Source organism: Catenibacillus scindens (assembly GCF_014202115.1).
GTDB lineage: Bacteria > Bacillota > Clostridia > Lachnospirales > Lachnospiraceae > Catenibacillus > Catenibacillus scindens.
This window is the reverse complement of the sequence record NZ_JACHFW010000020.1, coordinates 1-25,420: the sequence shown is the minus strand read 5'-3', so window position 1 is coordinate 25,420 and position 25,420 is coordinate 1. Positions and strand designations below refer to the sequence as shown.

At 50.5% G+C, this 25,420-nt stretch carries 30 protein-coding genes and 3 pseudogenes; 1 reads left to right on the top strand and 32 read right to left on the bottom strand.

All coding sequences use genetic code 11. The features are described 5' to 3' along the window. Positions 1-181: 181 nt before the first annotated feature. The 12 genes and pseudogenes from HNP82_RS16370 to HNP82_RS16315 all read right to left on the bottom strand — a co-directional run. Positions 182-304, bottom strand: a pseudogene (locus tag HNP82_RS16370) (IS200/IS605 family transposase); the annotation flags it as partial. 38 nt (positions 305-342) lie between these two features. Beyond that, entirely contained in the window at positions 343-993 is a 651-nt protein-coding gene (locus tag HNP82_RS16365; protein WP_330599686.1) for a GyrI-like domain-containing protein, read from the bottom strand. Then, on the bottom strand, positions 980-1,885 hold the full coding sequence (locus tag HNP82_RS16360; RefSeq protein WP_183776457.1) for an alpha/beta fold hydrolase: 906 nt from the start codon (positions 1,883-1,885) through the stop codon (positions 980-982). Before HNP82_RS16360 ends, HNP82_RS16365 begins: the two co-directional genes overlap by 14 nt. 148 nt (positions 1,886-2,033) lie before the next feature. Continuing rightward, the gene (locus tag HNP82_RS16355) at positions 2,034-2,594 is read right to left on the bottom strand and encodes a TetR/AcrR family transcriptional regulator (RefSeq protein ID WP_183776456.1); all 561 of its coding nucleotides are present in this window, start codon (positions 2,592-2,594) and stop codon (positions 2,034-2,036) included. Positions 2,595-2,597: 3 nt separating this feature from the next. Beyond that, positions 2,598-2,822, bottom strand: a complete 225-nt coding sequence (locus tag HNP82_RS16350) for a helix-turn-helix domain-containing protein (RefSeq protein ID WP_087171829.1) — start codon at positions 2,820-2,822, stop codon at positions 2,598-2,600. A gap of 250 nt (positions 2,823-3,072) precedes the next feature. Next, positions 3,073-3,480, bottom strand: a pseudogene (locus HNP82_RS18910) (CHAP domain-containing protein); the annotation flags it as partial. 60 nt (positions 3,481-3,540) lie between these two features. Then, positions 3,541-3,846 (bottom strand): annotated as a pseudogene (locus tag HNP82_RS18905) (ParA family protein); the annotation flags it as partial. A 234-nt stretch (positions 3,847-4,080) separates the two neighbouring features. Further along, positions 4,081-4,236 carry a hypothetical protein gene (locus HNP82_RS16335; RefSeq protein ID WP_178576745.1) on the bottom strand — a complete coding sequence of 52 codons (156 nt, stop codon included), beginning with the start codon at positions 4,234-4,236 and terminating at the stop codon, positions 4,081-4,083. A gap of 558 nt (positions 4,237-4,794) precedes the next feature. Continuing rightward, on the bottom strand, positions 4,795-6,006 hold the full coding sequence (locus HNP82_RS16330) for a tyrosine-type recombinase/integrase (protein ID WP_183776455.1): 1,212 nt from the start codon (positions 6,004-6,006) through the stop codon (positions 4,795-4,797). Positions 6,007-6,152: 146 nt separating this feature from the next. Further along, positions 6,153-7,373: a tyrosine-type recombinase/integrase gene (locus HNP82_RS16325; protein WP_183776454.1), complete on the bottom strand. Its 1,221-nt coding sequence runs from the start codon at positions 7,371-7,373 to the stop codon at positions 6,153-6,155. A gap of 85 nt (positions 7,374-7,458) precedes the next feature. Next, complete coding sequence (locus HNP82_RS16320; protein ID WP_183776452.1) at positions 7,459-7,689, bottom strand: MerR family transcriptional regulator; 231 nt, start codon at positions 7,687-7,689, stop codon at positions 7,459-7,461. A gap of 544 nt (positions 7,690-8,233) precedes the next feature. Beyond that, positions 8,234-8,650, bottom strand: coding sequence for a sigma-70 family RNA polymerase sigma factor (locus HNP82_RS16315; protein ID WP_183776450.1), 417 nt, complete (start codon positions 8,648-8,650; stop codon positions 8,234-8,236). Between the two features lie 319 nt (positions 8,651-8,969). Here HNP82_RS16315 and HNP82_RS16310 point away from each other — a divergent pair, with 319 nt between their 5' ends. Then, entirely contained in the window at positions 8,970-9,299 is a 330-nt protein-coding gene (locus tag HNP82_RS16310; RefSeq protein WP_207720655.1) for a helix-turn-helix transcriptional regulator, read from the top strand. A 56-nt stretch (positions 9,300-9,355) separates the two neighbouring features. On the opposite strand, the gene HNP82_RS16305 is transcribed toward HNP82_RS16310, so the two are convergent. The 20 genes from HNP82_RS16305 to HNP82_RS16210 all read right to left on the bottom strand — a co-directional run bounded on the left by HNP82_RS16305 (position 9,356) and on the right by HNP82_RS16210 (position 25,293). Beyond that, positions 9,356-9,538: a cysteine-rich KTR domain-containing protein gene (locus tag HNP82_RS16305; RefSeq protein ID WP_183776448.1), complete on the bottom strand. Its 183-nt coding sequence runs from the start codon at positions 9,536-9,538 to the stop codon at positions 9,356-9,358. 91 nt (positions 9,539-9,629) lie between these two features. Beyond that, complete coding sequence (locus HNP82_RS16300; protein WP_183776446.1) at positions 9,630-10,676, bottom strand: FAD:protein FMN transferase; 1,047 nt, start codon at positions 10,674-10,676, stop codon at positions 9,630-9,632. Beyond that, on the bottom strand, positions 10,673-11,362 hold the full coding sequence (locus HNP82_RS16295; RefSeq protein ID WP_183776444.1) for a DUF4405 domain-containing protein: 690 nt from the start codon (positions 11,360-11,362) through the stop codon (positions 10,673-10,675). The genes HNP82_RS16300 and HNP82_RS16295 overlap by 4 nt, the downstream gene beginning before the upstream one ends. 30 nt (positions 11,363-11,392) lie before the next feature. Beyond that, positions 11,393-12,022 carry a flavodoxin family protein gene (locus HNP82_RS16290; RefSeq protein WP_183776442.1) on the bottom strand — a complete coding sequence of 210 codons (630 nt, stop codon included), beginning with the start codon at positions 12,020-12,022 and terminating at the stop codon, positions 11,393-11,395. Further along, positions 12,019-12,942, bottom strand: coding sequence for a prolyl oligopeptidase family serine peptidase (locus HNP82_RS16285; RefSeq protein WP_183776440.1), 924 nt, complete (start codon positions 12,940-12,942; stop codon positions 12,019-12,021). Before HNP82_RS16285 ends, HNP82_RS16290 begins: the two co-directional genes overlap by 4 nt. A gap of 14 nt (positions 12,943-12,956) precedes the next feature. Beyond that, positions 12,957-13,688: a flavodoxin gene (locus HNP82_RS16280; RefSeq protein ID WP_183776438.1), complete on the bottom strand. Its 732-nt coding sequence runs from the start codon at positions 13,686-13,688 to the stop codon at positions 12,957-12,959. Beyond that, complete coding sequence (locus tag HNP82_RS16275; RefSeq protein WP_183776436.1) at positions 13,685-14,191, bottom strand: flavodoxin; 507 nt, start codon at positions 14,189-14,191, stop codon at positions 13,685-13,687. The genes HNP82_RS16280 and HNP82_RS16275 overlap by 4 nt, the downstream gene beginning before the upstream one ends. A gap of 13 nt (positions 14,192-14,204) precedes the next feature. Then, positions 14,205-15,059 carry an aldo/keto reductase gene (locus HNP82_RS16270; protein WP_183776434.1) on the bottom strand — a complete coding sequence of 285 codons (855 nt, stop codon included), beginning with the start codon at positions 15,057-15,059 and terminating at the stop codon, positions 14,205-14,207. A 204-nt stretch (positions 15,060-15,263) separates the two neighbouring features. Beyond that, a complete protein-coding gene (locus HNP82_RS16265) occupies positions 15,264-16,043 on the bottom strand; it encodes a RibD family protein (protein WP_243164825.1) in 780 nt (259 codons plus the stop codon). Further along, entirely contained in the window at positions 15,979-16,302 is a 324-nt protein-coding gene (locus tag HNP82_RS16260; protein WP_183776432.1) for a carboxymuconolactone decarboxylase family protein, read from the bottom strand. Before HNP82_RS16260 ends, HNP82_RS16265 begins: the two co-directional genes overlap by 65 nt. Before the next feature lie 18 nt (positions 16,303-16,320). Continuing rightward, positions 16,321-16,716: a cupin domain-containing protein gene (locus tag HNP82_RS16255; RefSeq protein WP_183776430.1), complete on the bottom strand. Its 396-nt coding sequence runs from the start codon at positions 16,714-16,716 to the stop codon at positions 16,321-16,323. Between the two features lie 13 nt (positions 16,717-16,729). Continuing rightward, a complete protein-coding gene (locus HNP82_RS16250) occupies positions 16,730-17,287 on the bottom strand; it encodes a flavin reductase family protein (RefSeq protein WP_183776428.1) in 558 nt (185 codons plus the stop codon). Between the two features lie 13 nt (positions 17,288-17,300). Further along, a complete protein-coding gene (locus tag HNP82_RS16245) occupies positions 17,301-18,146 on the bottom strand; it encodes an aldo/keto reductase (RefSeq protein WP_183776426.1) in 846 nt (281 codons plus the stop codon). A gap of 85 nt (positions 18,147-18,231) precedes the next feature. Beyond that, a complete protein-coding gene (locus HNP82_RS16240; protein ID WP_183776424.1) occupies positions 18,232-18,603 on the bottom strand; it encodes a nuclear transport factor 2 family protein in 372 nt (123 codons plus the stop codon). Between the two features lie 14 nt (positions 18,604-18,617). After that, positions 18,618-19,643 carry an aldo/keto reductase gene (locus HNP82_RS16235; protein WP_183776422.1) on the bottom strand — a complete coding sequence of 342 codons (1,026 nt, stop codon included), beginning with the start codon at positions 19,641-19,643 and terminating at the stop codon, positions 18,618-18,620. A gap of 85 nt (positions 19,644-19,728) precedes the next feature. Then, entirely contained in the window at positions 19,729-21,096 is a 1,368-nt protein-coding gene (locus HNP82_RS16230; protein ID WP_183776420.1) for an MATE family efflux transporter, read from the bottom strand. 99 nt (positions 21,097-21,195) lie between these two features. After that, a complete protein-coding gene (locus tag HNP82_RS16225) occupies positions 21,196-22,593 on the bottom strand; it encodes an alpha/beta hydrolase fold domain-containing protein (protein ID WP_183776418.1) in 1,398 nt (465 codons plus the stop codon). Positions 22,594-22,631: 38 nt separating this feature from the next. After that, the gene (locus tag HNP82_RS16220; protein ID WP_183776416.1) at positions 22,632-23,378 is read right to left on the bottom strand and encodes a flavodoxin; all 747 of its coding nucleotides are present in this window, start codon (positions 23,376-23,378) and stop codon (positions 22,632-22,634) included. Positions 23,379-23,397: 19 nt separating this feature from the next. After that, positions 23,398-24,096 (bottom strand): flavodoxin, encoded by a 699-nt coding sequence (locus tag HNP82_RS16215; RefSeq protein WP_183776415.1) that lies wholly within the window; start codon positions 24,094-24,096, stop codon positions 23,398-23,400. A 30-nt stretch (positions 24,097-24,126) separates the two neighbouring features. Then, on the bottom strand, positions 24,127-25,293 hold the full coding sequence (locus HNP82_RS16210; protein WP_183776414.1) for an iron-containing alcohol dehydrogenase: 1,167 nt from the start codon (positions 25,291-25,293) through the stop codon (positions 24,127-24,129). Positions 25,294-25,420: the final 127 nt, after the last annotated feature.

Below are 25,420 nucleotides of genomic sequence, written 5' to 3'. Positions count from 1 at the left end.
TTGAGCGTCTTTATTTGGCGTCCTTGATTTATGATCCCATTATATCGGGAAGTTTCGACCTTTCCTACGGACAAAGATACCCTCGATGCCTGAACTTCAGACATTGAGGGTATCTTTGACAGAATTTTAGGCACGAGGGGGATTGGTGCCTAGTTTGTATTTTCTGAATAAAATCGCCGCCACCTGTAAAATGGGATTCATACACTTTCACACTTAACTTATCCTGCATGATATCGTACTTTTCCTGACCTTGGATATACTTTCTGATTGTCGCTTCATTTAACCCAACTGTACTGACATAGTAATGTATGCGAGGAATGTCATTTGATTTCTTCGCTTCTCTTAACATGATTTCCATAGCATTTTCAAAATAGTATGAAAAATAGAAAGCCGTTCCCGTCTTATCCTAATAATGAAAAGGCTGAAACAAATTTCAATTGGGATTTGATTGATCTCCTGAGCTTTTTTTACATAGAACATAATTTTCGTAATATATTCATTCTCATCTTTTGTAGAGAGATAATCATTGACAGCAAACTCAAAAGAGTCCGAAATAATGTCCAGTTTATTATCCGAACAATAGGCTAACAATCGCTCATAAGAACAACCAATAGAATAATAATCACCTGTATGGTAAGTGCAAACACACTGACCTTCTGGCAATTCCATAGTTCCATCAATATTACTCATGATATCAATTGGAAGAAATGCAAATGATGCTTCTGTATATCGTTGTTGCCTAATTCGGCTATAAGGCACTATTGCACCGCTCTGAAAGAAAACAGGAAGTTGTTCTTTGAATGAACGTACAAAACATTCTTTTGTAGCAATGCTCACTTGTTCCAAGGAATACGGAGCATTTACTTTCTGAACAAGGATACACTGTTTATCAACATTTTCCACCATTATATCATCACTTACTTCCAGAACGATAAAAGCAGGATCGAAATCCTGCTTAAACCTGTGTATATGGGAATGTCTACCTGAATTCATCAATGAATTGCACAACATCCTCATATATATCCATCCTTTTCGTTTCATTGAGTATCTCATGGCGCATATGACTATACAACTTGCTTGTGATATTTATATAACCAAGCTCCTTTAAAAAATCTGTAAGCTCCTCAAATTTCTTTCTGGATCGGATGACTGGGTCTTCCTCACCAGCAATCACAAGTATTGGCAAACGTGGGTTGTTCACTAGCCAATTACTTTTATCGAAAGCTGCTTTTTGTAGTTTAAAAAGGTTAATGAATCCATTTGTTGTAAAGGTAAAGCCGCACTTCGGGTCTTTGTTGTATTGAACGACATTGGTTTGGTTTTCGGAGAGCCAACCATTCGGGATCGTATTTCCAGAATTAAAGCCCGAAAAAGCCATTGCATTTAGCATCTTATTCGGAGCCTTTTCATTGAAAAACGGCTTTGAAAGTTTTGCCATAAACAAACCAAGTCCTGCCGCGGCATTGTATGTCGGTGGGCCGCATAGTACAATTTTCTCAATCTCAGTGTCGTATCTCTTAAGGAACCCGCGCGCAACCAAAGTTCCCATGCTATGACTAAACAGATATAACGGAATGCCGGGGTACTCATTCTTAATATACTTCGTTACAGTATATAGATCATCAATGATCGCCTGCTCATTCTCGGTGTAAAAGAATCCATAGTCATCTTCCATTTCCACACTTTCTCCATGGCCACGGTGATCGTGAATCACGCAGACATATCCATGATTGGTGAGATAATTCATAAAGTCAAAATATCTTTCTTTATGTTCAGCCATACCGTGGGAAAATTGAATGATTCCTTTAGGAATTTCCACTGGAGTTGCGATAGCGACTTCCAGTTTCAATCCATCAAACTCAGAAGGAATTTTTTCGTTTCTCATGTTGCCTCCTCTTCACTTCAAGCGCAGAGTTAATAAACTCCACCCAATCTTGCTATCACATAATAAACCATCTGTTCAATCTTTCCCACAGACAGCACGACCCCCGTGCCTGAAATTTAGGCATAGAGGCCGCTTTTGTCTGAAAAATTTATTTTTCCTTTTCACATCGGGCGATCAAACGTTCAAGATCACCCTGCTTCAATTCGTAAATCCGTTGGAATCGGGTTTGAATTCCTTCCTGCATCCCTGTTTCCAGCCAGCCGATGATAATACCGAAGCAGACGCATTTTAAGTAATCTATGATGACCTTTCGGTCTTCCGCAGAAATCTGCCTTCCCGCCAAGATCCCGTCCACATAAATCGTGACCACATGCTCGCATACCCGCCACTGATACTGCTCGTAGATATCCCGGTTGACGGAGTGGTAAATGTGCATAACCGCTTTCCGGTTTTCCAACGCAAAGCTGAGGGCGGCATTGATGCAATCCTCCAGCGATTCTACCGCTGGATGCTCCCGGATCATCCGCTCCGCATCCTCATCTACAATGCTTTCCACCAATTGCGGCAGGTCCTGGTAATAGTAATAAAAGGTATTGCGGTTCACGCCGCAGTCATCTACAATATCCCGAATAGTAATTTGGCTCAAAGGCTTCTCGTTCAATAGTTTCACAAATGAATCCCGAATGGCTTTTTTAGTAAAACTGGCCATGCGTTACGCCTCCTTATTACACAGTGTAACGACATCTGAAATATCACATTGAAGGGCAACACATATTTTTACAATCGTATCCAGATGGACCGGCTGATCTTTTCCCATTTTAGCAATCACGGACGAACTGAGATGTGCCATATTCTGTAAATCTTTTTTCTTCAATTTACGGTCAATCAACAGTTTCCAAAGGCTGTTATAAGAAAGGCTAAGCGTTGCATTATCCATTTTTCCACCCCACAGTGTTGTGTCATGATATATATTATATCATTTTTTCTTCTAATACGCAATAGAATTTACACGAAATCGCTATTTTTATATAGTTAATAAAAAGTCCGCCGATTACAAGTCATCACGCAAAAGTTTTTTGGAGACAATCTTCAGATAGAATTTATATGGATGTTTGCAAAGTAGAAAGGAACAAATACGAAGGAAATTCGTATGTAGTAAGATGCCGCCCGGAAGGACGGCATCTTGTTTAATAGGCGGGAATACCATAACCAAGGATTTCATAATAGCCCACAGAATACTGCCTCTGACGGCAGCTATCGCCGGAATTGCCCTCAACGGTATAGACAATGCCGTTTTCGCATTTTTCCACGATGCCCACATGGTCGGACTGTCCGTCCTGGGGGCCGGAAGAACCATTCGGGGAATCCCAATCAAAGAAGATAATCATACCCGGTGTCGGTTCTATGCTATTGTCAGCCCATTGTCCCCGATCCTTGAACCATTGGACGCCGTTCACGCAGCCTGCGAATTTGGGAATAATGCCGTTCTCGATATAGCCGCACTCGTTGGAGCACCAGCTCACAAAGCAGGCACACCATTCCACACGGCCCTCAAAGCCGTACCATGACCAATACGGCTGACCACCGATATTACCCACGCTGTCCACATACTGCCTTAACACGGTTTCGCGGCTCATAACATTTACGAGACCGGTTTCCACGGCAGACAAGGCACGGTTTCCCGGCACAAAGTCAAAGCCTTCATGGTGGTGCATGATCTCCGTGTGTTCGGCAATTTCTTTGCCGGATACCACATCACTCATCACATCACCGAGGGCGCGGGGCAGGTCATGGGGCTTTCTCATGCCCAGCATCTTGGTCAAATCACCCTGCGGGTCAACATCAATCAGAAGGACTTTTTTGCCGTCTAAGGCCAGCCCCGCGCCAATGCAGTACACGCTGGTGCTTTTTCCACCCCCGCCTTTTTGGTTGGCTACGGAGATTACTTTTGTTTTCGCCATAAATGGGTTCCTCCTTTTCTTAGATTTAGCCGTCTGCGTCACAGGGCTCCCGAAAAGTCGCAAGACTTTTTGGGAAAAGGAGCCGCAGCAGAGTGAGTGAGCTTTCGTGTTTCACACGGAAACGAACAATACGGAGCTTGCGGTGACGCGGCGACTATGTACGGGCATAAAAAAAGCCGCCTACTCTTTGCATAAAAGAATAAGCGGCATATGTAACCAATGCGATATTAAGTTTTACAGTGTGTCTGATACCTTCAAAATCAGTTCGTCCACGCAGTCCGTGTATCGCCCCTGTTGCAGTAACTTGTTCTTGAAACGAATGAGGCTTTTCAGCACAAGACGGGTTTCTTCATCATTCAGATAGAGATAGCGTTTTTTATCCTTCATCATCGTTCACCCCTCCTTACACTTACAGGATACCGAAGCAGTTCCTGATTTTCCAATGTGCAAATCCGATAAACTATATCAGATTCGGTCAAATCCATCCAAATCCAGCGAAACTATATCAGCAGCTTCTTGCTCAAAAATGCAAACAGAATTCTGCCATCAGACGGCAATGAGTGAAGGGGAAAAGAACCTCAAAATCGGTCCGATTTTCGTTCGCAGTTGCCCCATTTATTAACACATAAGGGGTTCAAAATGCCCAGTTGCCCCATTATTAACACATAAAAACGAGATCAAAACGGGTCAAATCCGGCGAAAATCAGCCAAACAGAATCAAAGCCATAGATACAGGAAAACCCCGGAAAACCTTGATTTTCCGGGGTTTTTGAGCCATTTTGATATAGTCTGAGCAGTCGATTAACGCTTGCTGAACTGTGGTGCACGACGAGCTGCTTTGAGACCGTACTGCATGACTTTTAGAGCCGATTTTCCTTGATTTTACGGGCTTTGAGGGATTATAGCTGTTCAGTTATCCTATATGGTAACCATGAAAATCTCGGCTTTTCAATAAGCTGTGCCCTGATGAAAAGCACTATTTACAACCCCGAACAGCTCCTCTGGCTTATTATACTTCACTTTCGCGTAGATGTCCATAGTTGTCTTGCTGTTTTCATGTCCAGCAAGATATTGAACCGTCTTAGGATCGACGCCTGCATAGAGGAGATTTGTGATGTATGTGTGGCGCAGCTGGTGTGGGGTCACGTTAAAGTCCAGTGTATATTTGATTTTTGGTTGGTTTTTCTGTGTCATGCCCAGCGTGGGAGTAACCGTGTATTTGATGCTTTGCCCGTTCACATATTTATAGTAGTTACGGGGTTTGGTAGACCGAACTACTACATACTGCCATACCCGCTGGAACTGGGATGCAGCCAACGGCTCACCTTTGCTGTCCGCAATCACATAATCAGAATGAGATGTTGTCTTGGCTTCCCGCAAACAATCCACCAGGCATTTAGGTATCGGAATATCCCTCCTGGCTGCTTTGGTCTTAAGCACCGTAGAAATCACGGGCCTGTTGTGTTCTGTACGCCATGCTCGCCGCACCGATAGATAAGGTGTAGGCTCGTCCAAAAATACGCAATCCCATTGCAACGCAAGAATTTCTTCCCGGCGCAAGCCGGAGTACAACCCAAGCATAATAAACAAGTATGGGGGAAGCCCTTTGACTGTATCCAGAAGAACCGCTACTTGTTGATCCGTCAATGCTTCCCGCCTTTTTCCCGGCTTTCCGCCCTTTCCCGATATTCCCTCGCAAGGATTGTGTTCGAGGACTTGATTGCGTTCTGCCGCATAAAAGACACATTTAATGAGCATATTTACCGTATTGTACAGGCCTTCCGATTTTTTCGACAGCGGAACCAGAGCCAATCGAATATCGTCCGTGGTTACTTCTTCCATGTACATTTCCCCCAAGGGCTTGATAACGTAGTTCTTCAGATCGGCCGTATATCCTCGCAACGTAGACGCAGACACCTTTGCAGACTGCATCAGCAGCCACCTTTCACAATATTCGGCTACTGTTGGGTGCCGACGATGGAAGATGATTTCTTCTACCTGCCGCTGTGCCGCCAACTGCTTCTTATACAAATCCTCGCAGGTAGTAGCATACAAACTTATCTGTTTACCATCTGCATCCATGATCCGCGTTCTGTAATACTGAATTCCTTTCAATGTAATGGTGCCATATTCCGGTATCTCCATTTTCTTTTTAGCCATCTTCGATCTTCCTTTCCTGACAATGTGTGGTTACTATATCTACCCCCCTGTTTTATCAGAAAGCTTCCATTTAATCAAAGATACGGCCTATATAGAACAAGAGCGAGACATCGGCCTCGCTCTTGTTTGTTTCCTGCTTTTGGATTTCATACTTGTGCAGTATCCCAGTCTGCAAATGCACTACGCATCGCCTGCACCAATTCATCTGGCCTGTTGTACTTGACCTTTGCATAGATGTCCATTGTAATCTTGCTGCTTTCATGTCCCGCCAGATATTGAACGGTTTTGGGATCGACTGACGCATGAATGAGATTGGTGATGTAGGTATGCCGCAGCTGATGTGGGGTAACCTCAAAGTCCAGGCTGTAAACGACCTTGCCGTTATGAACCGCCTTTTCCCCAAGAACAGGTTTGACCGTATGTTTTACGCGCTTTCCATCTTCATATCGGTAATAAACCCTTTCCTTTGTCGTTCTGGTTACAATATACTGCCAAAGCCGCTTGAACTGTGTGTAAGACAGCGGTTCACCATCCCGGTTTGAAACTACATATTCAGAAGTCGAAGTGGCCTTTGCCTCTTTCAAACAATCCGCCAAGCAGACAGGAAGGGGAATATTTCTCTCCGCAGCCTTTGTTTTCAACTCATCCAGAATGACCGGCCTGTTATGTTCCGTGTGCCACGCCCGCCGCACTGTCAGATATGGGGTATCCGTGTCCAGATAGACAGAATCCCATTGTAGCGCGAGGATTTCTTCTCGCCGCAACCCGGCATACAAACCAAGCATCACAAATACATACGGGGGCAAACCTCGGATAGCATCCAAAAGGCGTTCTACTTGTTCATCATTCAAAGCCTGCCGCTCCCCTTGGGGAACACCGCCGCCTTTTGCTGTCAAATAAATCGTCGGGTTATGGTCAATGATCCTGCTTTCCATCGCCGCACGAAAGATAGATTTATAAAGGATCACCACGGACTTATAAACCGATGCAGATTTCTTGGAAACTGGGACAAGGGCAATTTGAATATCATCCAGGCTGACCTCTCCCATCTTCTTATTCCCCAATTCCGCAATGATATGCCGCCTGACCTTCGAGGTATAATCCGTCAAGGTAGTGGCTCGCACATGAGCAGACTGCATCAGCAGCCACTTCTCGCAATACTCAGCAACTGTGGGCGTTTTGCGATGAAAGGTAGCACTCTCAATCTGCTCCAGCGCAAGGGTTTCTCGCTGATACAGTTCCTCCGGTGTTTTTGCATAAAGTGCGATGAGCTTCCCATTCGCGTCTTTAATTCTGGTTCTATAATACAAGGCACCATTTTTCATAACGGTGCCATATTGAGGAATTGCTTTTTTTCGTTTTGCCAATTCCGTCACCTCCTCGAAAATAATCTCCAGCGCTGTACCTTTGTTTTATCAGACATTTGGGGTTCCAGCAAGGATACGGAAAGTCTCATTCCCTTGCGCTTCGAGGTTTGCGGTATGTGGTGCTTTTTTCCATCGGTTTTGCACGATGGGTGCATTTTGCAATGTACTCCTGAAGGCACGCATCTGTAAAATAGACGCAACCGTTCTGTACATACTGAACATAGGAAATCATCCCACTGTTGCGAGCTGCGTCTAAGGTCGCAATACTGATACCCAGAATTTTGGCGGCCTCTTTTCGAGAAATTAGTTTTTCCATAGGTGTTCCCCCTTTCGTTGCGGATATGGTTGTGGCTTTCAAAATCACATGAATACGCTGGTAGCCGAAACTGCCAGCGCATGGTATCTAACTTTGAAAGGCATCCCCATCGTCGCTCATGCGCCGAAAGGGGATCGCCATGAAATCAATCTGGTTATCACGCCACATTTGCCACGCACCCCTGACGCTGGGGACAGAACAGGTCTCCGCTGGCGCGGCTGTCATAACTCCGCAGCGTCGTTCGTAGCGTGCGCCGCAGGGTTCCCCCCAAGTCTTTGGCGGGCCGTGAGGAAGTATCTTTAAGCCCCCGCGCAGTCATCGCGCCGGATCTGCCACCATCCGGGGTGCAGGGTCGTTGATCGCTCCGAAACAGCTTGTCCATCACCTCCTGGCTGTTCCATCTTCGCGGCGTCCTGCACTCGCTCATACGCGGGTTATGTACCTGTTCTGCCGTGTATTCGGTTGTCAATGTACCCGTGAAGGAAAAATAACCTTCTTATAGGTACTGACAAAAACCGGCGCAAACGGGTATAGGCAAAGAAATTTAGCAGAATTTTTTTGCCAACCGCTTCAATCCATTGCGGATGCTGCGGCGGACGCTGCTGGGATCAACACCCTCAGCGTGCGCAATCTCCACCGGCGTCATGCCAAGATAGAAGTGGGCATATAGCCGCTTGGCCTGCTTTTCCGGCAAGGTCATCACCGCAGCATACAGCCGCTCCTGCTGCTGTTTCGCCTCAAAAATATCTTCCGGGGTCGGCGCATGGGATACCGTCGCCTTCTCGATACCATTACCGTAGTCCAGGGAATAGTGGGCCTTGTGGCGGTACATACGGCGATCATAAGCCGCCTCCATCCGCTGGGCTGCCTGGATGGCATTCAACACTTCCTCGCTTACTTCCACATAAGTATCGATTTTATACACATCGGGATACAGATCCCGCAAATTGATTGTTTTCATGATAGACCTCCATTTCGATTCGTATGTTGTGAACGTGCGAACCGAATGGAGGCGGAGAACGGCAGCCTGGAAAACTGCCGTTTTTTCTTAACCTGTATTGGAATACAGGTGCATAAGCATACCGCTCCCGCTCGAAACCTTGAAATTCATATTCAGAGCGTCAATGCGATTCCTCATGCTCTCCTTCAAATGCTTCTCCTTTCATATATAAGCTGAAATACAATACAGTTTAAGGATGAAACACAGTGAATTAAAACAGAACGAGGTGTATTGTAGAATATATCTGAGGTGAAACAGAATACCAGAATATTCCCAGCGATTGGCTGAAGCCATTAAAAATACCCGTTTGGAACTCGGCCTGACGCAAGAGGAAGTGGCCGAAAGAAGCGGAACCGATGTGCGTACCATTATCAACATGGAAATGGGGCGCGGAAATCCAAAATTAAAGACCTTGTATGCCGTCATTCGCGCGCTCAAAATGGATGCGCGTCTCCTATTCGATGATGATCCGGGAAACGAAAGTTCCATGGTGCGTCAGGTAAAGTCCCTTATCAACGAGTGCAGCGAGAACGAGGTGGCAACCTTACTTCCCGTGATTGAGGCGGTTCTGACCGCCTTGCGTTCCCACAAAGGGGTTCAAATTGAATAAGCCACATAAGCGAAAACAGAGCCTGCTCCCGATCATCGGGCAGCAGGCTCTGCGCTTTAAGCGTCTGGCTCTTTGCTGGGCACCATTTTCAGTTTTACTACGTCAATCAAGATTTCTCTCTTGCACTTTGGGCAGTAGAGTGGGAACTTTATCAGGACGGTATCCTCATACACCTTTGTTCTTGTTTTACCGCCGCAGATCGGGCAGTGTATCCATAATGATCCTTTTTTCTTTTCCATTTTATATACCCTATTTCATATTATGACACTGCATTCAATGACTGGTTCTTTAACATGAAATTCGTTACCAGGCTCCACAGCATAGCAAATTTTACTTTTCAACGATCCGTAATTCCATATCCAAGTGCGCCTCATCCAAAGAAAATTGATCGTCCAGTCCTTCAGTAATAAGAATCTGACGATCCTGCATAATAAGAATCATCTCAAAGCCTGAATGCTCCCGCCAGTATTCGATTGCACCGTCTGCACCCATCACGAAGAGGGAGGTGGAAAGGGCGTCGCACAACTTTCCGTCAGGGGCCACAACTGTCACAGAAGCAAGGTCATTATTCACAGGGTAACCGGTGGCAGGGTCTATGATATGGCCATAAATCGTGCCGTCATCCGCCGTAAAGAAGTTCTCATAATTGCCGGAGGTCACCACCGCACAGTCGGAAGCGGTCAACACCCCTACGGTGTCGTTCTCAAACGGGCTTTGCAGTCCCAGCCTCCAGTCGCTGCCATCGGGGCGGGAGCCGATCATCACAATATTGCCGCCAAGGTCGAGCAGGGCGGACGTAATCCCTTCTTCCCGAAGAAGCGCCGCGACCTCATCGCTGGCATACCCTTTGCCTACCGCGCCCAAATCCAGCATCATGCCCGGTTCCGACTGAACGGTAGTTCCATCCACGGAAACTCTGCGGTAATCCACCGATGCAAGCAGCCCGTCGATTTCTTCCTGGCTTGGCACACGGTGTTCATCGGTGGTAAAGCCCCAGGCAGTCAGCACCAGGTAAACGGTGGGCTCTAATGCGCCGCCTGTTTCTTCGGCCATTTCCAGCGCAAAGGAAACAAGCTCCACTGAATCCTCACTGACGGAAACCGGCTGCCCGCCGCTGTGGTTGACCGCATAGATGTCACTGGTTTCGTCTGTGACGGACCAAAGCCCTTCCAGTTCCTCGATCCGTGCCTGCGCCAGAGCAAGCGCATCTTCGGCCCCATCCCCATACGCTTCCAGGCGGATATAAGTATTCATGGCAAAGAAATCATGGGAGGATGCAGACAGGCCGCTCTCATTGCCTTGCGGGCTTTCCATAGCACAGCCGGCCAGCCCGGCAAGCAGGCATATCGCCAGAAGGCTGGATAGAAGCCGCTTCATGGCATCCACCTCTCCTGACTTTTCGGTAAAAATCGAACTGCTTTTCCCGCATAGTGCCCTACGAACACAAACAGTCCCATGACAGCCAGATAATCCAGAAAGAAAAAGATGAGCGGTTCTTCAAAGTCGAAAAATACAAATTGAGTCCGTAAAAACAGGTAGGCCAGGATGTTTCGGCGAATCAGAGCATATATGCCATAAGCTGCGACCAGAACCCCTGCCACACGGATCAGTCCTGCCCTCATTTTAGATGGCTTCCCGCACAGCTTTCCAACCATGCCCAAGATCATATTCCAGTGAATCCCCAGGTGAAAGGATAAAAGAACAAAGCCCCAATAGGCACAGAGCATGTGCAGAGTCCGTCCAAAGCTGCGCCCTCCGCTAATGGGAAGAAACGCAAACACCTCACGGGAAATCAGCACAGCGCTGACCATGGACCCCAGCATCGCCAGGAAAACCAGAACGGCGCTCACCGTCTGTAAGACGCGATAGGGAGTATACCGTCCATGGAGCAGATTGCCCGTCCATTTTCTATTTAGGATGTGGTGAAAAATAAACAGCACGAACATCCCGGCCCCGATCCACTCATGGGCCGTTCTACCGATCAGTTCAAAGGCCATAAGCAGCATCAGAAGGATGGTCATGCCAAGATCCACTGTGATTTTTCCAATCATTTTGGGCTTCATTGGTGTGGCCTCCTGTTCTCCAATTTTGTTCTATCGGATGAAATTAGTTCGTTCTGGCGTTTCCAGCGGGGGCAGCGGCACCAGCTTGCTGCCGACCTCCTTACATTTCAGAAAATAAGCCATATTGTGTCCAAGGGTCCGCAGGGTGTAAATCCCTTCCCGATCTTGCTGCACCTCCTCCGGAGTGGTTCCGTGAACCATATTCCAATAGCGGGAGGTGATAATGGGCATCTGCATCAGGCCAAAATACTTGTTGACCTGATCCCAGGTGGCTGTCGTTCCGGCCCGCCGGGCTGATAGGACTACTGCCGCAGGCTTCAAATAGAAGCGTCCGCCGCCCCCGTTCAGGTCTGCATAAAAAGCACGGTCCAAAAAGGAAGTAATTGCACCGGTGGCTCCGGCCCAATGGACTGGTGTGCCGAATATAAAGCCATCATAGTCCTCTGCCAGTGATAGGAATTCGTTCACAGTATCCTGAAATACGCAGTGGTTGAGATCACTGCACTTGTGGCAGGCGATACACCCGGAAAGGGGTTTATTCCCAATCCAAAAAATATCCGTGTCAATTCCATTCTGATTCAGCGCCTCCGACACCGTACAAAGCGCCGTATATGTGCAGCCTTCCCTGTGCGGGCTACCGTTTACCAACAATACCTTCAAAAAATATCACTCTCCTTAGAATGAGATAAAACCCAGTTCAGAACATCTTTTTCTCCAAACACCGCATTGCCGCCTCCATGGTAGTTTCCGGTAATGCCGCGCTGGGCAAACCATTCATCATCCGGCGTCTGGATTTGTAAAACTTCACTGATCTGTTCTTCGCTCCATCCGGCCTCGATATAGGCATCACGGAGGCTGTTGTATGCGTCCCATGCCCGTTCGGAACCGTAATACTCATCATGCTCAGCCATAAAGATATAAACTGCTACGCCGTTTTCCGCGATAGGCGCATAATCCCCATCCCACTGGGATGCGCCGTGCAGATAGGCTGCATAAAGATCCGGGCACATGGACACAGCCTGGGACATGGTCTCCCCGCCGGCGGAATAACCGGCCGCATAAACGCGGGCCTGATCTACAGAGAAATGGTCGATAAAGTATTCTGTCAGCTCAATGGCCTGCCTGGCCGATGTTTCATGCCAGTCGGTGAGCTGGGCAGAGACCACAATCATCTCCTCTGGGAGCTTTGTCCAGCACAGGAACCCATCCCAGCTCAAATTGGAGCCAGAGGATTCTTCTCCGAACCACATCATGTCATATCCCGGCATAACCATCATCAGCGGGTAATTCTTTTGCGGGTCATAGTTTTCCGGGAGATAGTAGCTGTAATGAATTGTCCCGGTTTCTCCCTCCAAAACCTGTTCAGGAATCAACCCTGTCTCTATGTCTGGTGGCTCTGCACCAGAGGGAAGGATGCTGTCCCTATCGGACGCCTGATTGGCTGATTCCGGCGGTTCAAAGGATTCTGTTGCTTGGGACTGTGCAACCGGGCTGGAAGCCGCACATCCAGCAAGGGCAGTGAGAAGCAAGGTGCAGCATAACAGAAGCGAAAGAAACGGAGCGGTTTTCTTTTTCTGCATATTGCTCATTTTCCTTAATATCCCAGCCCAGCCAGCCAATCAGCCACATCCGGGGCAGCCTCGGCCACCGTCTGCTCGCTGACCGTAAAACCATCCTCGATGACCGTAGCATCCGGCTCCAACTCCTCAATGGTCTGGATGGTGCGGGAGAACCGGCTTCCGTTATGGACATTAAACGGGATGATGGTCTTACCGGAAAAATCATATTCATCGAAGAAGCTGTACACCGCCATAGGCAAGTCGGCCCACCAGTTGGGATAGCCGATGAAAATCGTGTCGTACTGATCCAGATTTTCAATGTGGGAAGTGAGTTCCGGACGGGCATTTTCGTCCTGCTCCTGGGCAGCATAGTCGATCAATTCCCCGCCATCGGTTGGATATACCACGGAAGTCCGGATGGAAAATAAATCTCCTCCCACGTTTTCCTGAATCATATCCGCCACCGCGCGGACCCGGCCCACGGCCTGCCCGTCAATGGTGGTGTAGCTGGCGGAAGCGATGGCATCAACGCCACTGTTTTCCGCCGCCGTGAAATAGGCAATCAGGATGTTATTGCCATCCAATTCGGTGCTGCCACTTTCTCCCGTCGCGGAAGTATTTGGCTGAATTTCACCGCCTTGCTCGGATGTTTTGGAAACGTCCTCTGTTCCGCTTGTGGAATCCGTGTTTCCACAAGCTGCAAGGGAAAGTGTCAGGATACCTGCCAGAAGCAAAGAAAGAATCCGTTTTTTCAAAATGTCACTCATTTGATTTCAACCTCTTTCTCGATTTGCCGCAACCAATGCTGCACTTCTTTTTTGTCAGTAACCATTTGGCTCCCGCCGCTGGAATCAAATTGGATTTTTCCTTCACAGCAGATCTTTGCACCTGTACAAGCTGTCTTCATATCTTTTAGCGTATGACCGGGCCATCCTCCATGCGTCTGAAAAGGAATAACCATTTTTCCCGTCCAATCATAAGATGTCAAAAATGTAGCTACAGCCGGGGCCATGGTATACCACCAGGTAGGTGTTCCCACCGCAATGATGTCATAATCTTCCGGGCGAAAGGGCAGCGGACGAATGGGCGGGTGATAGCCTTGATCCACTTCCTGTTTCCCTTGTTCCACAATTTCCTGATAGGAACCAACATAGGGCTGTACTGTTTGAATTTCGGCCAGATCCGCTCCCGTATACTCTGCCATCTGACGGGCAATCCCTCTGGTATTTCCATTTGAGACAGAGTAGTATACAATCAACATTCTGCTCATCTCTCTTTCCTCCTTATACAATTCTCGTCTTTCCCATATTTGTGAGCATCTCCACCGTGGCGGGGTCGTAATGGTCGAAGAACAAGCTCTTACCCTCGTCCAGTGCGCGGATAGCGTCCATTTCAGCATCGCTCAGGGCAAAATCGAATACATCCAGGTTCTGCTCCATCCGCTCCTTGTGAGTGGATTTGGGAATCACCACCACATCGGACTGGATGAGGAACCGCAGGACAGTTTGGGCGGCTGTTTTGCCGTAATTCTGGCCGATCTCCACCAGCACGGGGTTGGTAAAGCAGCTCTTTTTGCCCTCTGCAAAGGGCCCCCAGGCTTCGTGCTGTACGCCGTACTTTTTCATATATTCATGTGCAACTTTTTGCTGCTGGAATACATGGGTCTCCACCTGGTTGACCATGGGGGAAACCTCCGCAAACTGGCACAGGTCAATGAGCCGGTCCGGGTAGAAGTTGGACACCCCAATGGCCCGGAGCTTCCCGGCCTTGTAGGCTTCCTCCATCGCCCGGTAAGCGCCGTAGTAATCCCCAAAGGGCTGATGGATCAGCATCAGGTCCAGATAATCCGTTTTCATCCTTTGCAGGGACTTGTCGATAGAGGCTTTCGCTTTTTCATAGCCGGCGTTGGACATCCAGATTTTACTGGTGAGGAACAGTTCCTCGCGGGGCACGCCGGATTTCTGAACGGCACTGCCCACTGCCTCCTCATTTCCATAGGACTGCGCCGTATCGATGGAGCGGTAACCCACCGAAATGGCATCCAATACACAGCGTTCACATTCTTCGTTTGAAACCTGGAAAACACCATATCCCAGCTTCGGCATTTTGACTCCATTACGCAATGTTACATATTCCATGATCCATGACTTCCTTTCTATCGGTTTGGCAGCGTCTGCCAAGGCGCTGCATGGGAAACCTTTTTTGTTTCTGATTCTATTGTAAAGGTTCTCACAGCGTTTCAGAAGTCTCGATTCGTTATGGAGTTTTAACCTTTGGCTTTCCACTAAAACATAAAACAAGGCACCTGCACAGCAGATGCCTTGATACAAAAGTTTTACGTTTTACGCCTTTGTGTAGCACAGCCACAGCACGTCCGGCTGTGGGGTTTGCGCGCTTTTCAGATGAAAGGCCGCCGGGGGCCAGTGGGGCAGAAAGTCCGCCTGGGCAAAGGAGGCCACGCCGCTGCCGCCGTCGGCCACCGGAGCGACCACCAGGCTGAACTCGTCCACCAGGCCCTCAGCCAGAAACGACCCGTTGACGATCCCGCCACCCGCCAGCATCAGCTTGTCAATGCCAAACTGCCGGTACAGCTTTTGCAGAAGCAGCGCGCAGTCCAGCCGTTCTTTGCCGGCGAACAGATAGGACACGCCCCGCTCCTGCAAATAGGCAAGGTAGGCCGGGGACGCCTGCTGTGTCAGCATCTCGATCACATGGGCGGCGGGGCGGCCTTTCTTTTCGAGTGTGGAGCCGGAATAAGCCAGTTCTCCCGCAGGGTCCACCGCAATGATGAAATTGCCCATCTCCTTACCGGCCGGGTTCACCCAGTCCTCTTTGGGCAGCCCTTTTCCGTTTGCGGGAAAGGGCGATACCTTTCTATCGGCATAGCCGCCCAGCATAGTGGTCGTACCATACAGAGTGGCCTGGCAGCCGTAAAACCCACGCAGTTCACCGTATACCTTGAGGGCGAGTGCTGTCTGCGGGGCGGCAAAAAACGCCCCGTCGATTTTGCCGTCCAAAGAAGCCAGCATGTGGCACACCACAAAAGGCTGCTCCGTCTTATTCCTCTCCATAGACATCTTTTGCCATCCGCAGCGCCGCCCAGGCTTTGGGCCATCCCGCATAGAAGGCCAGCTGCGTCGGCGCCTCGCTCATCTCGGTAGCGGTGACGCCGTTTGCTTTTGCCCGCTCGATGTGGTGGAGCAGAGAGGTATCCAAAATCCCGCTGGCCATCAGAGCGGAGACGGTGATCAGGCTGCGGTCGCGGGGCGAGAGCTTGTCCTTCCGCGCCCAGACTTCCCCAAAGAGGACATCATCGTTTAACTCCGCAAATTTCGGGGCAAATTTGCTCATGGCATCTCTGCCCGCTGTTACTTTATCCATAAAACCCATCCTTTCCGTTTATTTCAGTTTTGCATATTCCTCTGCGTCCACCGGTTCCAGCCACTCAGCATGGGAACCGGGAACGGAAATCGCCACATGGGCAAACCAGCTGTCCGGGGCGGCACCATGCCAGTGTTTGACCTCCGGCGGGATGTTGACGACATCGCCGGGGTGCAGTTCCCGGGCGGGCTTGCCCCACTCCTGGTAGTAGCCGCGCCCTGCCGTGCACAGGAGAATCTGGCCGCCGTCATGGTGGATATGCCAGTTGTTCCGGCATCCGGGCTCAAAGGTCACATTGGAAACGGACACGCCCATATCGCTCAGAGGGCAGAGGTAACTGGCCCCGCTGAAATACTGTCCGGCCACTGTGTTGGGGTCGCCCTGTGGGAACAAATTGTGAAATTCTTCAATCATACCAGACGCCCCCTTATTTCAATTTACCGCCATCGCTAAAGGCATTGCCTACGCGTTCGCCCAGCAGATGATAGCCATTATTGGCGGGTTCAAAAGATATCGGCCGGAATTTCTCCATATCCAGTTTTCCCTCGCTGTCCAGCACACTCTCGTTAATGCTCACGTTCACAATCTGGCCGATGATATTACCGTCCTCATTGACCTTCAGAAATTTGCACTCCAGCGCCACCGGCAGTTCATCGATGAGCGGGGCGTCCACAAAGGCGCTTTTTGTTATGTGGAAACCGGCCCTTTCCATTTTCTTTGGTTCGTTGTTGCCGGAAACCATGCCCACATAGTCCGCAGGAATCACATGGGCGGCATCCGCAAAGGCCACGGTGAACGCGCCCTTGGCCTTGATGTTCTTTGTGGTTTTATGGCCTGCACTGAGACAGAGCACGACCTTGTCCGCATCATACAGCCCGCCCCAGGCGGCGTTCATGGCGTTGGGTGTGCCGTCCTCATTGTAGGTGCCGATGATGAGCACCGGCAGAGGGTAAAACCAGGATTTGACGCCAAAATTTTTCCGCATTTTTGTTTCCTCCTTATTTCTGCCCGTCCACATCCGGCACCATTTCCGCGTACCTTTTCAGCATCTCCGGGGTGCTGGTGTAGTAGCGTTTTTTCCTGTCCATCGCGGCGATCTGTGCCATCTCCTCATCGGTGAGGGAGAAATCGAACAGATCCAGGTTGTCCTTAATATGGGCCGGGTTCTTGGAGGCGGGGATCACGATGTTGCCGCACTGGATATGCCAGCGCAGGATGATCTGGGAGTTCGTTTTGCCGTATTTTTCCCCCAGCTCCGTGAAGAGCGGCTCCTCCCGCAGTGCTTTATCGCCATGGCCCAGAGGATACCACGCCTGGATGACGATGCTCTCTTTGTCCAGGAACTTCTTCAGCTCCTTCTCCTGGGAGTAGGGATGCACCTCGGTTTGCAGCACGGCGGGTTTCACCTCGCAAATGTCCAAAATCTCCTGAATCTGCTTTTCGTTGAAGTTGGAAAGTCCGATAGCCTTCACCTTGCCTTCCTGATAAGCCTTCTCCATCTGCCGGTAGCCGGCCACATAATTGCCCGCAGGCTGATGAATGAGCAGAAGGTCAATGTAATCGGTATCCAGACGCTGGAGCGTCTTTTCTACCGCATCAGGCTGCTCATAAAAGGCCGGCCACAGTTTCGTCTCCAGGAAGATCTCGTCTCTGGGAATCCCGGATTTCTTCATCGCTCTGCCGACAGCCTTTTCATTTACATAGGCGTTGGCGGTATCGATCAGCCGGTAGCCGCACTGGAGGGCAGAGAGGACAGAAGCCTCCGCTTCATCCGGCGTCAGCAAAAAGGTGCCGATACCCGCCATGGGCATTTTTACTCCGTTGTTCAAAGTTGCGTATTTCATATAGAAAGCCTCCTTAAAATAGATTTCTGAATGTATGTCTTATACCGCTTTAAGCGGCAGATTGCTGAAATTCAAAGGAAACAGTTTAATACACCAGCGCAGTAAAAGAGAAGGTGACCAGTTTCCAGCTGCCTTCCCGCTGGGCATAGACCTCTGTTACCATGAAATGATGGGTGGTTTCTTTTCCATCCAGCAACAGGCTGTAATCACAGTCAGTGAGCACTATGCCGGTACTGCCGAACACCTCCGCAGTTTTGTTGTGGAAGGTGATATCTGTGGGCTGGAAGGTTCCGCTGGTATAAAAGCTGATCTCCTTGTCCAAGTTGCAGGTGATGCCTATGTGGACGAAATTGCATTCAGGGTCCGCGCAGGCACGCATCCCGGACTCGTCGGCGTGCTCCACTGCATCCCAGAATTTCTGAGATAATGCGAGAAGGTCATTTTTCATGTTGTTCATTTTGCTCATCTCCTTTACTTATCTGAATCTTTTTCTGCCTCATGGAGAGAAACAGTAGTTCCCCCAAATACAGCAGACATTTTCATAGAATCCAAAGCCCGGTCCAGCGCATCAACCTCATCGGATGACAGCTTGATTCTGGCGGCTCCGGCGTTTTCCGTCATCCGATCTTCTTTCCGGGTGCCGGGAATGGGCACAATCCACGGACGTTTGCACAGCATCCAGGCCAGGCTAATCTGGGCCGGGGTGGCGTGTTTCTCCACCGCCATATCGTTTAGCAGCTTCAATAATGCGGCATTCTGCTCCACAGCCTCATCGGTAAACTGCGGCATAGCCGCGCGGTAATCGGTGGCGGGGTCAAAGTGCTGACCCTTGCCATACTGGCCAGTGAGGAAACCGTTGGCCATGGGGGAAAAGGCCACCAGCCCCACGCCCAGTTCCTCCAAAACCGGGAACAGGCTTTCATACTTTCGGGCCATCATGGAGTAGCGGTTTTGCACCGCAGTTACAGGACAGACTGCATTTGCACGGCGAAGATAATCTTCGTTTGCTTCCGAAATGCCCCAATGGGTAATTTTTCCTTCTTTCATTAAATCCGCCATCACTCCAGCCACTTCTTCCGGCTCCACTGCCGGGTCTATGCGGTGCTGGAAGTAGAGGTCGATATGGTCGGTACCCAGCCGTCGGAGCGAGCCTTCCACCGACCGGCGGATAGTCTCAGGCCGGGAATCGGGAATGAGGGGCAGGGGCACCTTCCCGCTCTCCCGGTCAAACCGCAGACCAAATTTTGTGGCGATGACAACCTGATCTCGAACCGGAGCAAGGGCTTTTCCCACCAGAGCTTCGTTGATATGCGGATCATCCGGCGTGCCGTAGACCTCTGCCGTATCAAAAAACGTATATCCCAGATCGAGTGCCCGGCGCAGCAGGCGGATGGTTTCTTTTTCGTCTGTCGGCGCACCATAGGCATGGGAAAAGCCCATACAACCAAGGCCGATAGCGGAAACAGTTAAATCTTTTCCTAAAACACGGGTTTCCATTTTGTACACCTCTTTCTTTCCTTTATCTATATTCTAATTCGGCACAGAGAAAAGCAGAAGTCTCGGTTTGTTATGCAGTTGAAACTCAAAGGTTTATGCTCCTTTTCTCTTCAACTTTCAACCTTCGGAAAGTATAGAAATATAGCCCAAGTGAAACCGGCAGCATAACGATCTCCACCACAAGCTGAGTCCAGATCATGCCGTACAAGCCGAAAATCAGGTTCATCACGATCAGCAGCGGGATGTTGAGTAACCCTTGCCGGCAGGAAGTAAGAATCGCTGACTGCACGCCTTTTCCCATGGCTTGAAGCGTATAGCTGATAAGGAAGTTGACGCTGGTCAGCGGCACCGCAAGGCAGGCGATCCGCAGGAAGGAAGCACCCAGGGTACTGGTCTGCGTCTCCGGGATAAACAGGTGCAGGATCTGCGGCGCAAAGGCGGCGAAGAAGGCTATAAAACAGGCAGACATCATCAGGGCAACCTTCCAGGAAAAGGTGGATATCTTGCGCATCCGCCCATAATTTTTCGCAGCAAAGTTATAGCCTACCAGGGGCATGAAGCCCTGGCACAGCCCCATGGAAACATTCAGTGGGAACTGGTCGATACGTTTCACCACGCCGTAGGCCGCCACGGGGATGTCGCCATAGCCGGAGGCCAGATGGACCATCACCATATTCGAGGCGTTTCCCAGGGCGGTAGCCAAGGCAGACGCCAAGCCGACCGAGAAGATGGGGCGTACAAAACGGAAAGTAAAGTGCCGGGGATTCAGGGAAACCGCCGTTTTGTCCTTCAGCCGTATGTACTGGACGACAAAGAACACCACCGAAGCAGTATTGGACAACGCTGTGGCGATAGCGGCTCCCGCCACATCCAGATGGAAGATAAAAATAAAAACAGGGTCCAGCACCACATTGAGGATACCGCCGAACATCATGCCGGCGCTGGCCTGTTTCGCGTGGCCCTCGCTCCGTAGCAGATGGCCCAGCGCCAGGCTCAACATGGTTGGCATACCGCCCAATACGACTACCCACAACAGATAATCCTCTGCATAGCCATAGGTATCTGGGCTGGCTCCCAAAAAATTCAGCAGGGGGACGCGGGCTGACCAGGTGCCCAGAGAAAAGAGAAGCGTCACCGCTGCACCGCCCCAAATACTGAACACGGACACATATTTGATGTCCTTGTGGTTTTGCGCCCCCATCATCCGGGAGATCAGGCTGCTGCCGCCCAAGCCGAACAGGTTCCCCAGTGCCGTGAGCAGATTAAACCAGGGCGACACCAGCGAGACGGCGGCCACCATCAGTGGGTCACCGATTTGTCCTACAAAAAAGGTATCCGCCAGGTTGTAGATCATGGTGACGATCTGACTGATGATGGTTGGGAGCGCCAAAGTCGCTACTGCTTTGGGTACCGGCATTTTTTCAAACAAATATTTTTCCGCATCTTCTTCCATTGCGTCCATCGCTTCCTTTCAAAAGAAATAGGCAGACCCCGCCCAAAAAGGTCGGAGCCTGCCGGTATGATAACAAGCAAGATAAAGTGCTCTGGTTTGTCAGTTTTCTGCGAACACAGCGCCAAGCCACTGGTCATAAGCAGGAATCCAATCGCCGCTGGCTCCAAAGCCGTGCGGCATTCCGTCAAGCTGTAGCCGCTCCACTCCCACGCCCGCTTCCTCCGCTGCATCTGCATTGGCTAAAAACTGTTCATAGAACGGATCGCGGGTGCCATAGCAGTAGAAAGTAGGCGGCAGATCTCCGGAACGCAGCAGTTCCACATTCGTGGTGCCCACACTCAGGCGTCCATAGAAAGAATAAATCATGCCGCAGGCCGCCGCGTCAGCTGAGACTTCGTCCAGTTCATCAGGCTGATAGTCCGGGTCGAGGGCTGTGGGCTGCGTGTTTCCGTCAAAGTTTAAGAGCATTTCACCGCTTAAAATGCCGCCCGCCGAAAATCCCATGACGGCGATATCTTGGGGATCGATGCCGTATTCCTCCGCATGGGCACGGACGAACCGCACTGCCCGCGCCAGATCCAGCGCTCCCTCCTGCTGGGTGTAGGGGCGCAGCCGGTAATCCACTACAAAGCTCTGATAGCCCAGGGCGCTGAGTGCTTCTGCCACATCCACACCTTCCGGCTGATCGCTGCGGAACTGGAAGGCCCCGCCGGGGCAGATAAGCACTGCGCCCTTAATCTCGATTCCCTCCGGGACAGGAAAGCTGGTAATGTAAGGCCGGAAGTCCGGATCATCCGAATAGCCGCTGTTATTGACGATGTACTCCGTCTGTGCCGGAGCGTTTCCCTCCTCCCAGAGATACAGCACCTGCTGTTTTCCAGGGGTAACTGCGGCGGTGGCCACTGTGTTGCCGGCGATGCCTTCTGGAACAGCGTCTGCACTGTTCAGCCCAAGGCCCTGTGCCCAAGCGCGAATCGAATCCTCCGTCATATCCGCCGATAGGATCAAGACATCCCCTCCCATCAAGGCTCCCGGCTGAATCTGGGAGATAGCGGAATACAAACTTGCGGAATCAATTGCATCGCCATCACCCAACACAAAGGGATAAATGGTGCGCGCCCCAAAATCGTGGCGTCCCAGAAATTCCTCGATTGTCTGTGGGAGCGCATCCCCATCGGGTGCAAACCCCAGCAGTACATATTCATAGGCGTCCGCCAGGAGGCTGTCATCCTGTTCTACTTCCAGCAAGTCGCCAGAGAGTGTGTCCGCCAGGATTTCCGCCGCCTGAACCACCGACTGTTGCGCGGGATCGTATGCAATCAGGATATTAGAATTTCCCTGGGCTAAACCGGATACCTGGGGGTTGTCATCTTCGTCCTCCGTCTCGGACCTAGGATTGCCATCGGTCAAGGTGAAATGCCCGCTATCTTCCTGCTGGCAGGCGGCCAGACAGAGACTCAACATGACCGCCAATATCAAAGCTAAAACTCTTCTCATCCAGCGCACCTCCCTTCTCTTATACGCAGCTTATGATGTTAGAGTCCAAGCCCCGCCGCCCACTGTGCGACCTGGTCATGGCTGTCCGCCACATCATTGCGTGAAATGGTCAGGCCGTCTTCGCTGACAGTGGCTTCCGGCTGCAGATCTGCAATCGTGCTTTCCGTCCGTGAAAAGCCGCTGCCGCCGTGGGGGCAAAACGGAATAATTGTTTTTCCGGAAAAGTCATATTCCTCCAGGAAGGTATACAGCGCTTGGGGCATATCACCCCACCAGTTTGGGTAGCCCAGGAAAATCGTGTCGTACTGTTCAAGATTATCAATGTGTGTTGCCAGTTCCGGACGGGCGTCTGCGTCCTGTTCCTCTGCGGCCTGATCTACCAATGGATCATGGTCCAAAGGATACTGCTCTACGGTTTCGATCTGGAACAGATCACCGCCCACCGTTTCCTGAATGACGCTGGCCATATATTCCACATTGCCCATCACTTCTCCGCCATTTACCACAATGCTGGCTCCGGAAATGGCGTCCACACCTTCCGTATCTACATCTTCCGGCATGGTGAAGTAAGCAATCAAAATATCGCTGTCGGAAATCTGGCTTACCGTTTCTTCTGTATCGATGGAAGGCGCTACCGCAGCAGAATCCGTTTCGGTTTCTGCCTGTGGGGAAGATGAAGATGGCGCAGCGCTTGAACTCTGCCCCGATTCCCCAGTCTCACTGCCGCAGGCAGCAAGGCTGAGGATCAGAGCCCCAGTAAGGAGTAATGGTAAAATCCATTTCATGGGGTCCTCCTTTCATCCATCAGGACAGGCTCAGGCTGTCGATCCACTCCTGTACATCCGCTTCGCTGGCGCTGGAACGGAAACGCATCCCTTCCTGCCAGTCTCCTGTACCAGCCAGTTCCGCCAGCAGCTGCCCGCTTTCACCCAGACCAGAGCTGGAAGAGGTGCAGAAGGGGATCACGGTCTTTCCGGTAAAGTCATTGGCCTCCACAAAGCCATCCGTCGGCCAGGCGGCAATGCCCCACCAGATAGGATAACCGATGAATACCGTATCATAGCTGTCCCAATTTTCCACGGTATCCGCCACCAGCTCTACATCCCGCAGACTTTCATCGTAGTATTCCTGGGAAACACGGCTGTTATCATTGGTCCAATCCAGATCATCGCTGGTGTAAGGCTCTACCGGCTCCAGTTCAAACAAATCGCCGCCGGTGATGTCGGCAATATAGTTTGCCACCTGCTCGGTGTTTCCGGTAGCCGAATAATAGACCACCAGAGTCCCGCCTGCCTCATCCTCCGTTTCCGGCTGGGAAGAAGGTTCTTCCGTGGACTCTGCGGGTTCTGTGGATTCCGGCGTCGCCTCCGGCTCCTGCGTTTCGCTGGAAGCGGTAGAGGTAGAAGTTTCCGGGGCACTGGTCTCATTGGATGAGCTGGTGCCGCAGGCTGCCAGGCTCAGGACCATTGCAAGGCCTAAAAAAATGGCTGCTGATTTTTTCATGTTGGTCATTCCTTTCTTAGTTCAAATATTTTATTCATAGCATTCCTGGAAGATTGCCAGAATTTCCTCATGGGTCATAGGCTTATAGCTGCCCTGAGAGATGCCGCAGGAGTCGGCGATTTCCTTCAGCTGCGCCTTGTCTGCGCCCAGCTCCTTGAGCGTGATGGGTAGCCGGATCTCTTTGATAAAGGCGGCCAGGGCTTCGATGCCCGCCAGAGCCAGTTCCTCGTCCGTTTTCCCGTCACGGGCGATGCCCCACACGTTTTCCGCGAATCGGACAAACTTAGGCAGCCCCTCCTTGTAAATATGACGGTAGTAGACCGGGTGGAGCACCGCCAGGCCGCAGCCGTGGTTGCAGTTGGTATAAGCGCCCAGCTGGTGCTCCATGTTGTGGCACTCGAAGTCGCACTTCTTGCCCATTTTGATGATGCGGTTTTCCGCCATGGTGGCGTCCCACATCAGGTTGGAACGGGCGGTGTAATCCTCCGGATTTTTTATGGCCACGCGCAGATTGCGGATAACGCTCTTCATCAGCGCCTCCATGATGTCATCGGAGACGTTGTCCTCATTGGGCTCGCTGAAATAGGTTTCCATGATGTGGCTCAAGATGTCGAAGCTGCCGGAGATCATCTGCCGCATGGGCACCGAGAATGTATAGGTGGGGTCCATCAGGGCAAAGCGGGGATTGAGGGCCGGATAATCCCGCCCGGTCTTTACCTTCTTTTCCTCGTTGGTAATTACCGCGCCGCCGTTACACTCGCTGCCGGTGCCAGCTACCGTAACCACCACGCCCAGAGGTAGCGGTTCAAAGTCAATAACGCCGGGACGTGCCCAGAAATCATCCCAAATGTCACCGTTGTACCGGGCGGCCAGGGAGACAGCCTTGCAGCAGTCCATGGCGCTGCCACCACCCACGGCAAGGATCATGTCGGCATTATTCTCCCGTGCCAGTTTCGCACCCTCCTGCACCTTGGCATAGGTAGGGTTGGACATGATGCCGGGAAACTCCACAATGGTTTTGCCGGCTTCCTTCAGAATACCGGTGATTTCATCATAGACACCGTTTTTCTTGATACTGCCGCCGCCATAGGCCAACAGGATCGTCTTTGCGTCATTCGTCAGGCAGGTCAGATATTCTTTCACGCAGCCCTTGCCAAAGTAAACCTTGGTAGCGTTTTGAAAAATAAAGTTGTTCATAGCAGTGCTTCCTTTCTGTAAATTGTTTCATTATATGATGTTGGGGTCGAAACTATATAATTAGTTGTGCCCTGTACCTATAGTACCTTGAAAAATTCATATTTTGTAGTATTATGCTGGGATTTCT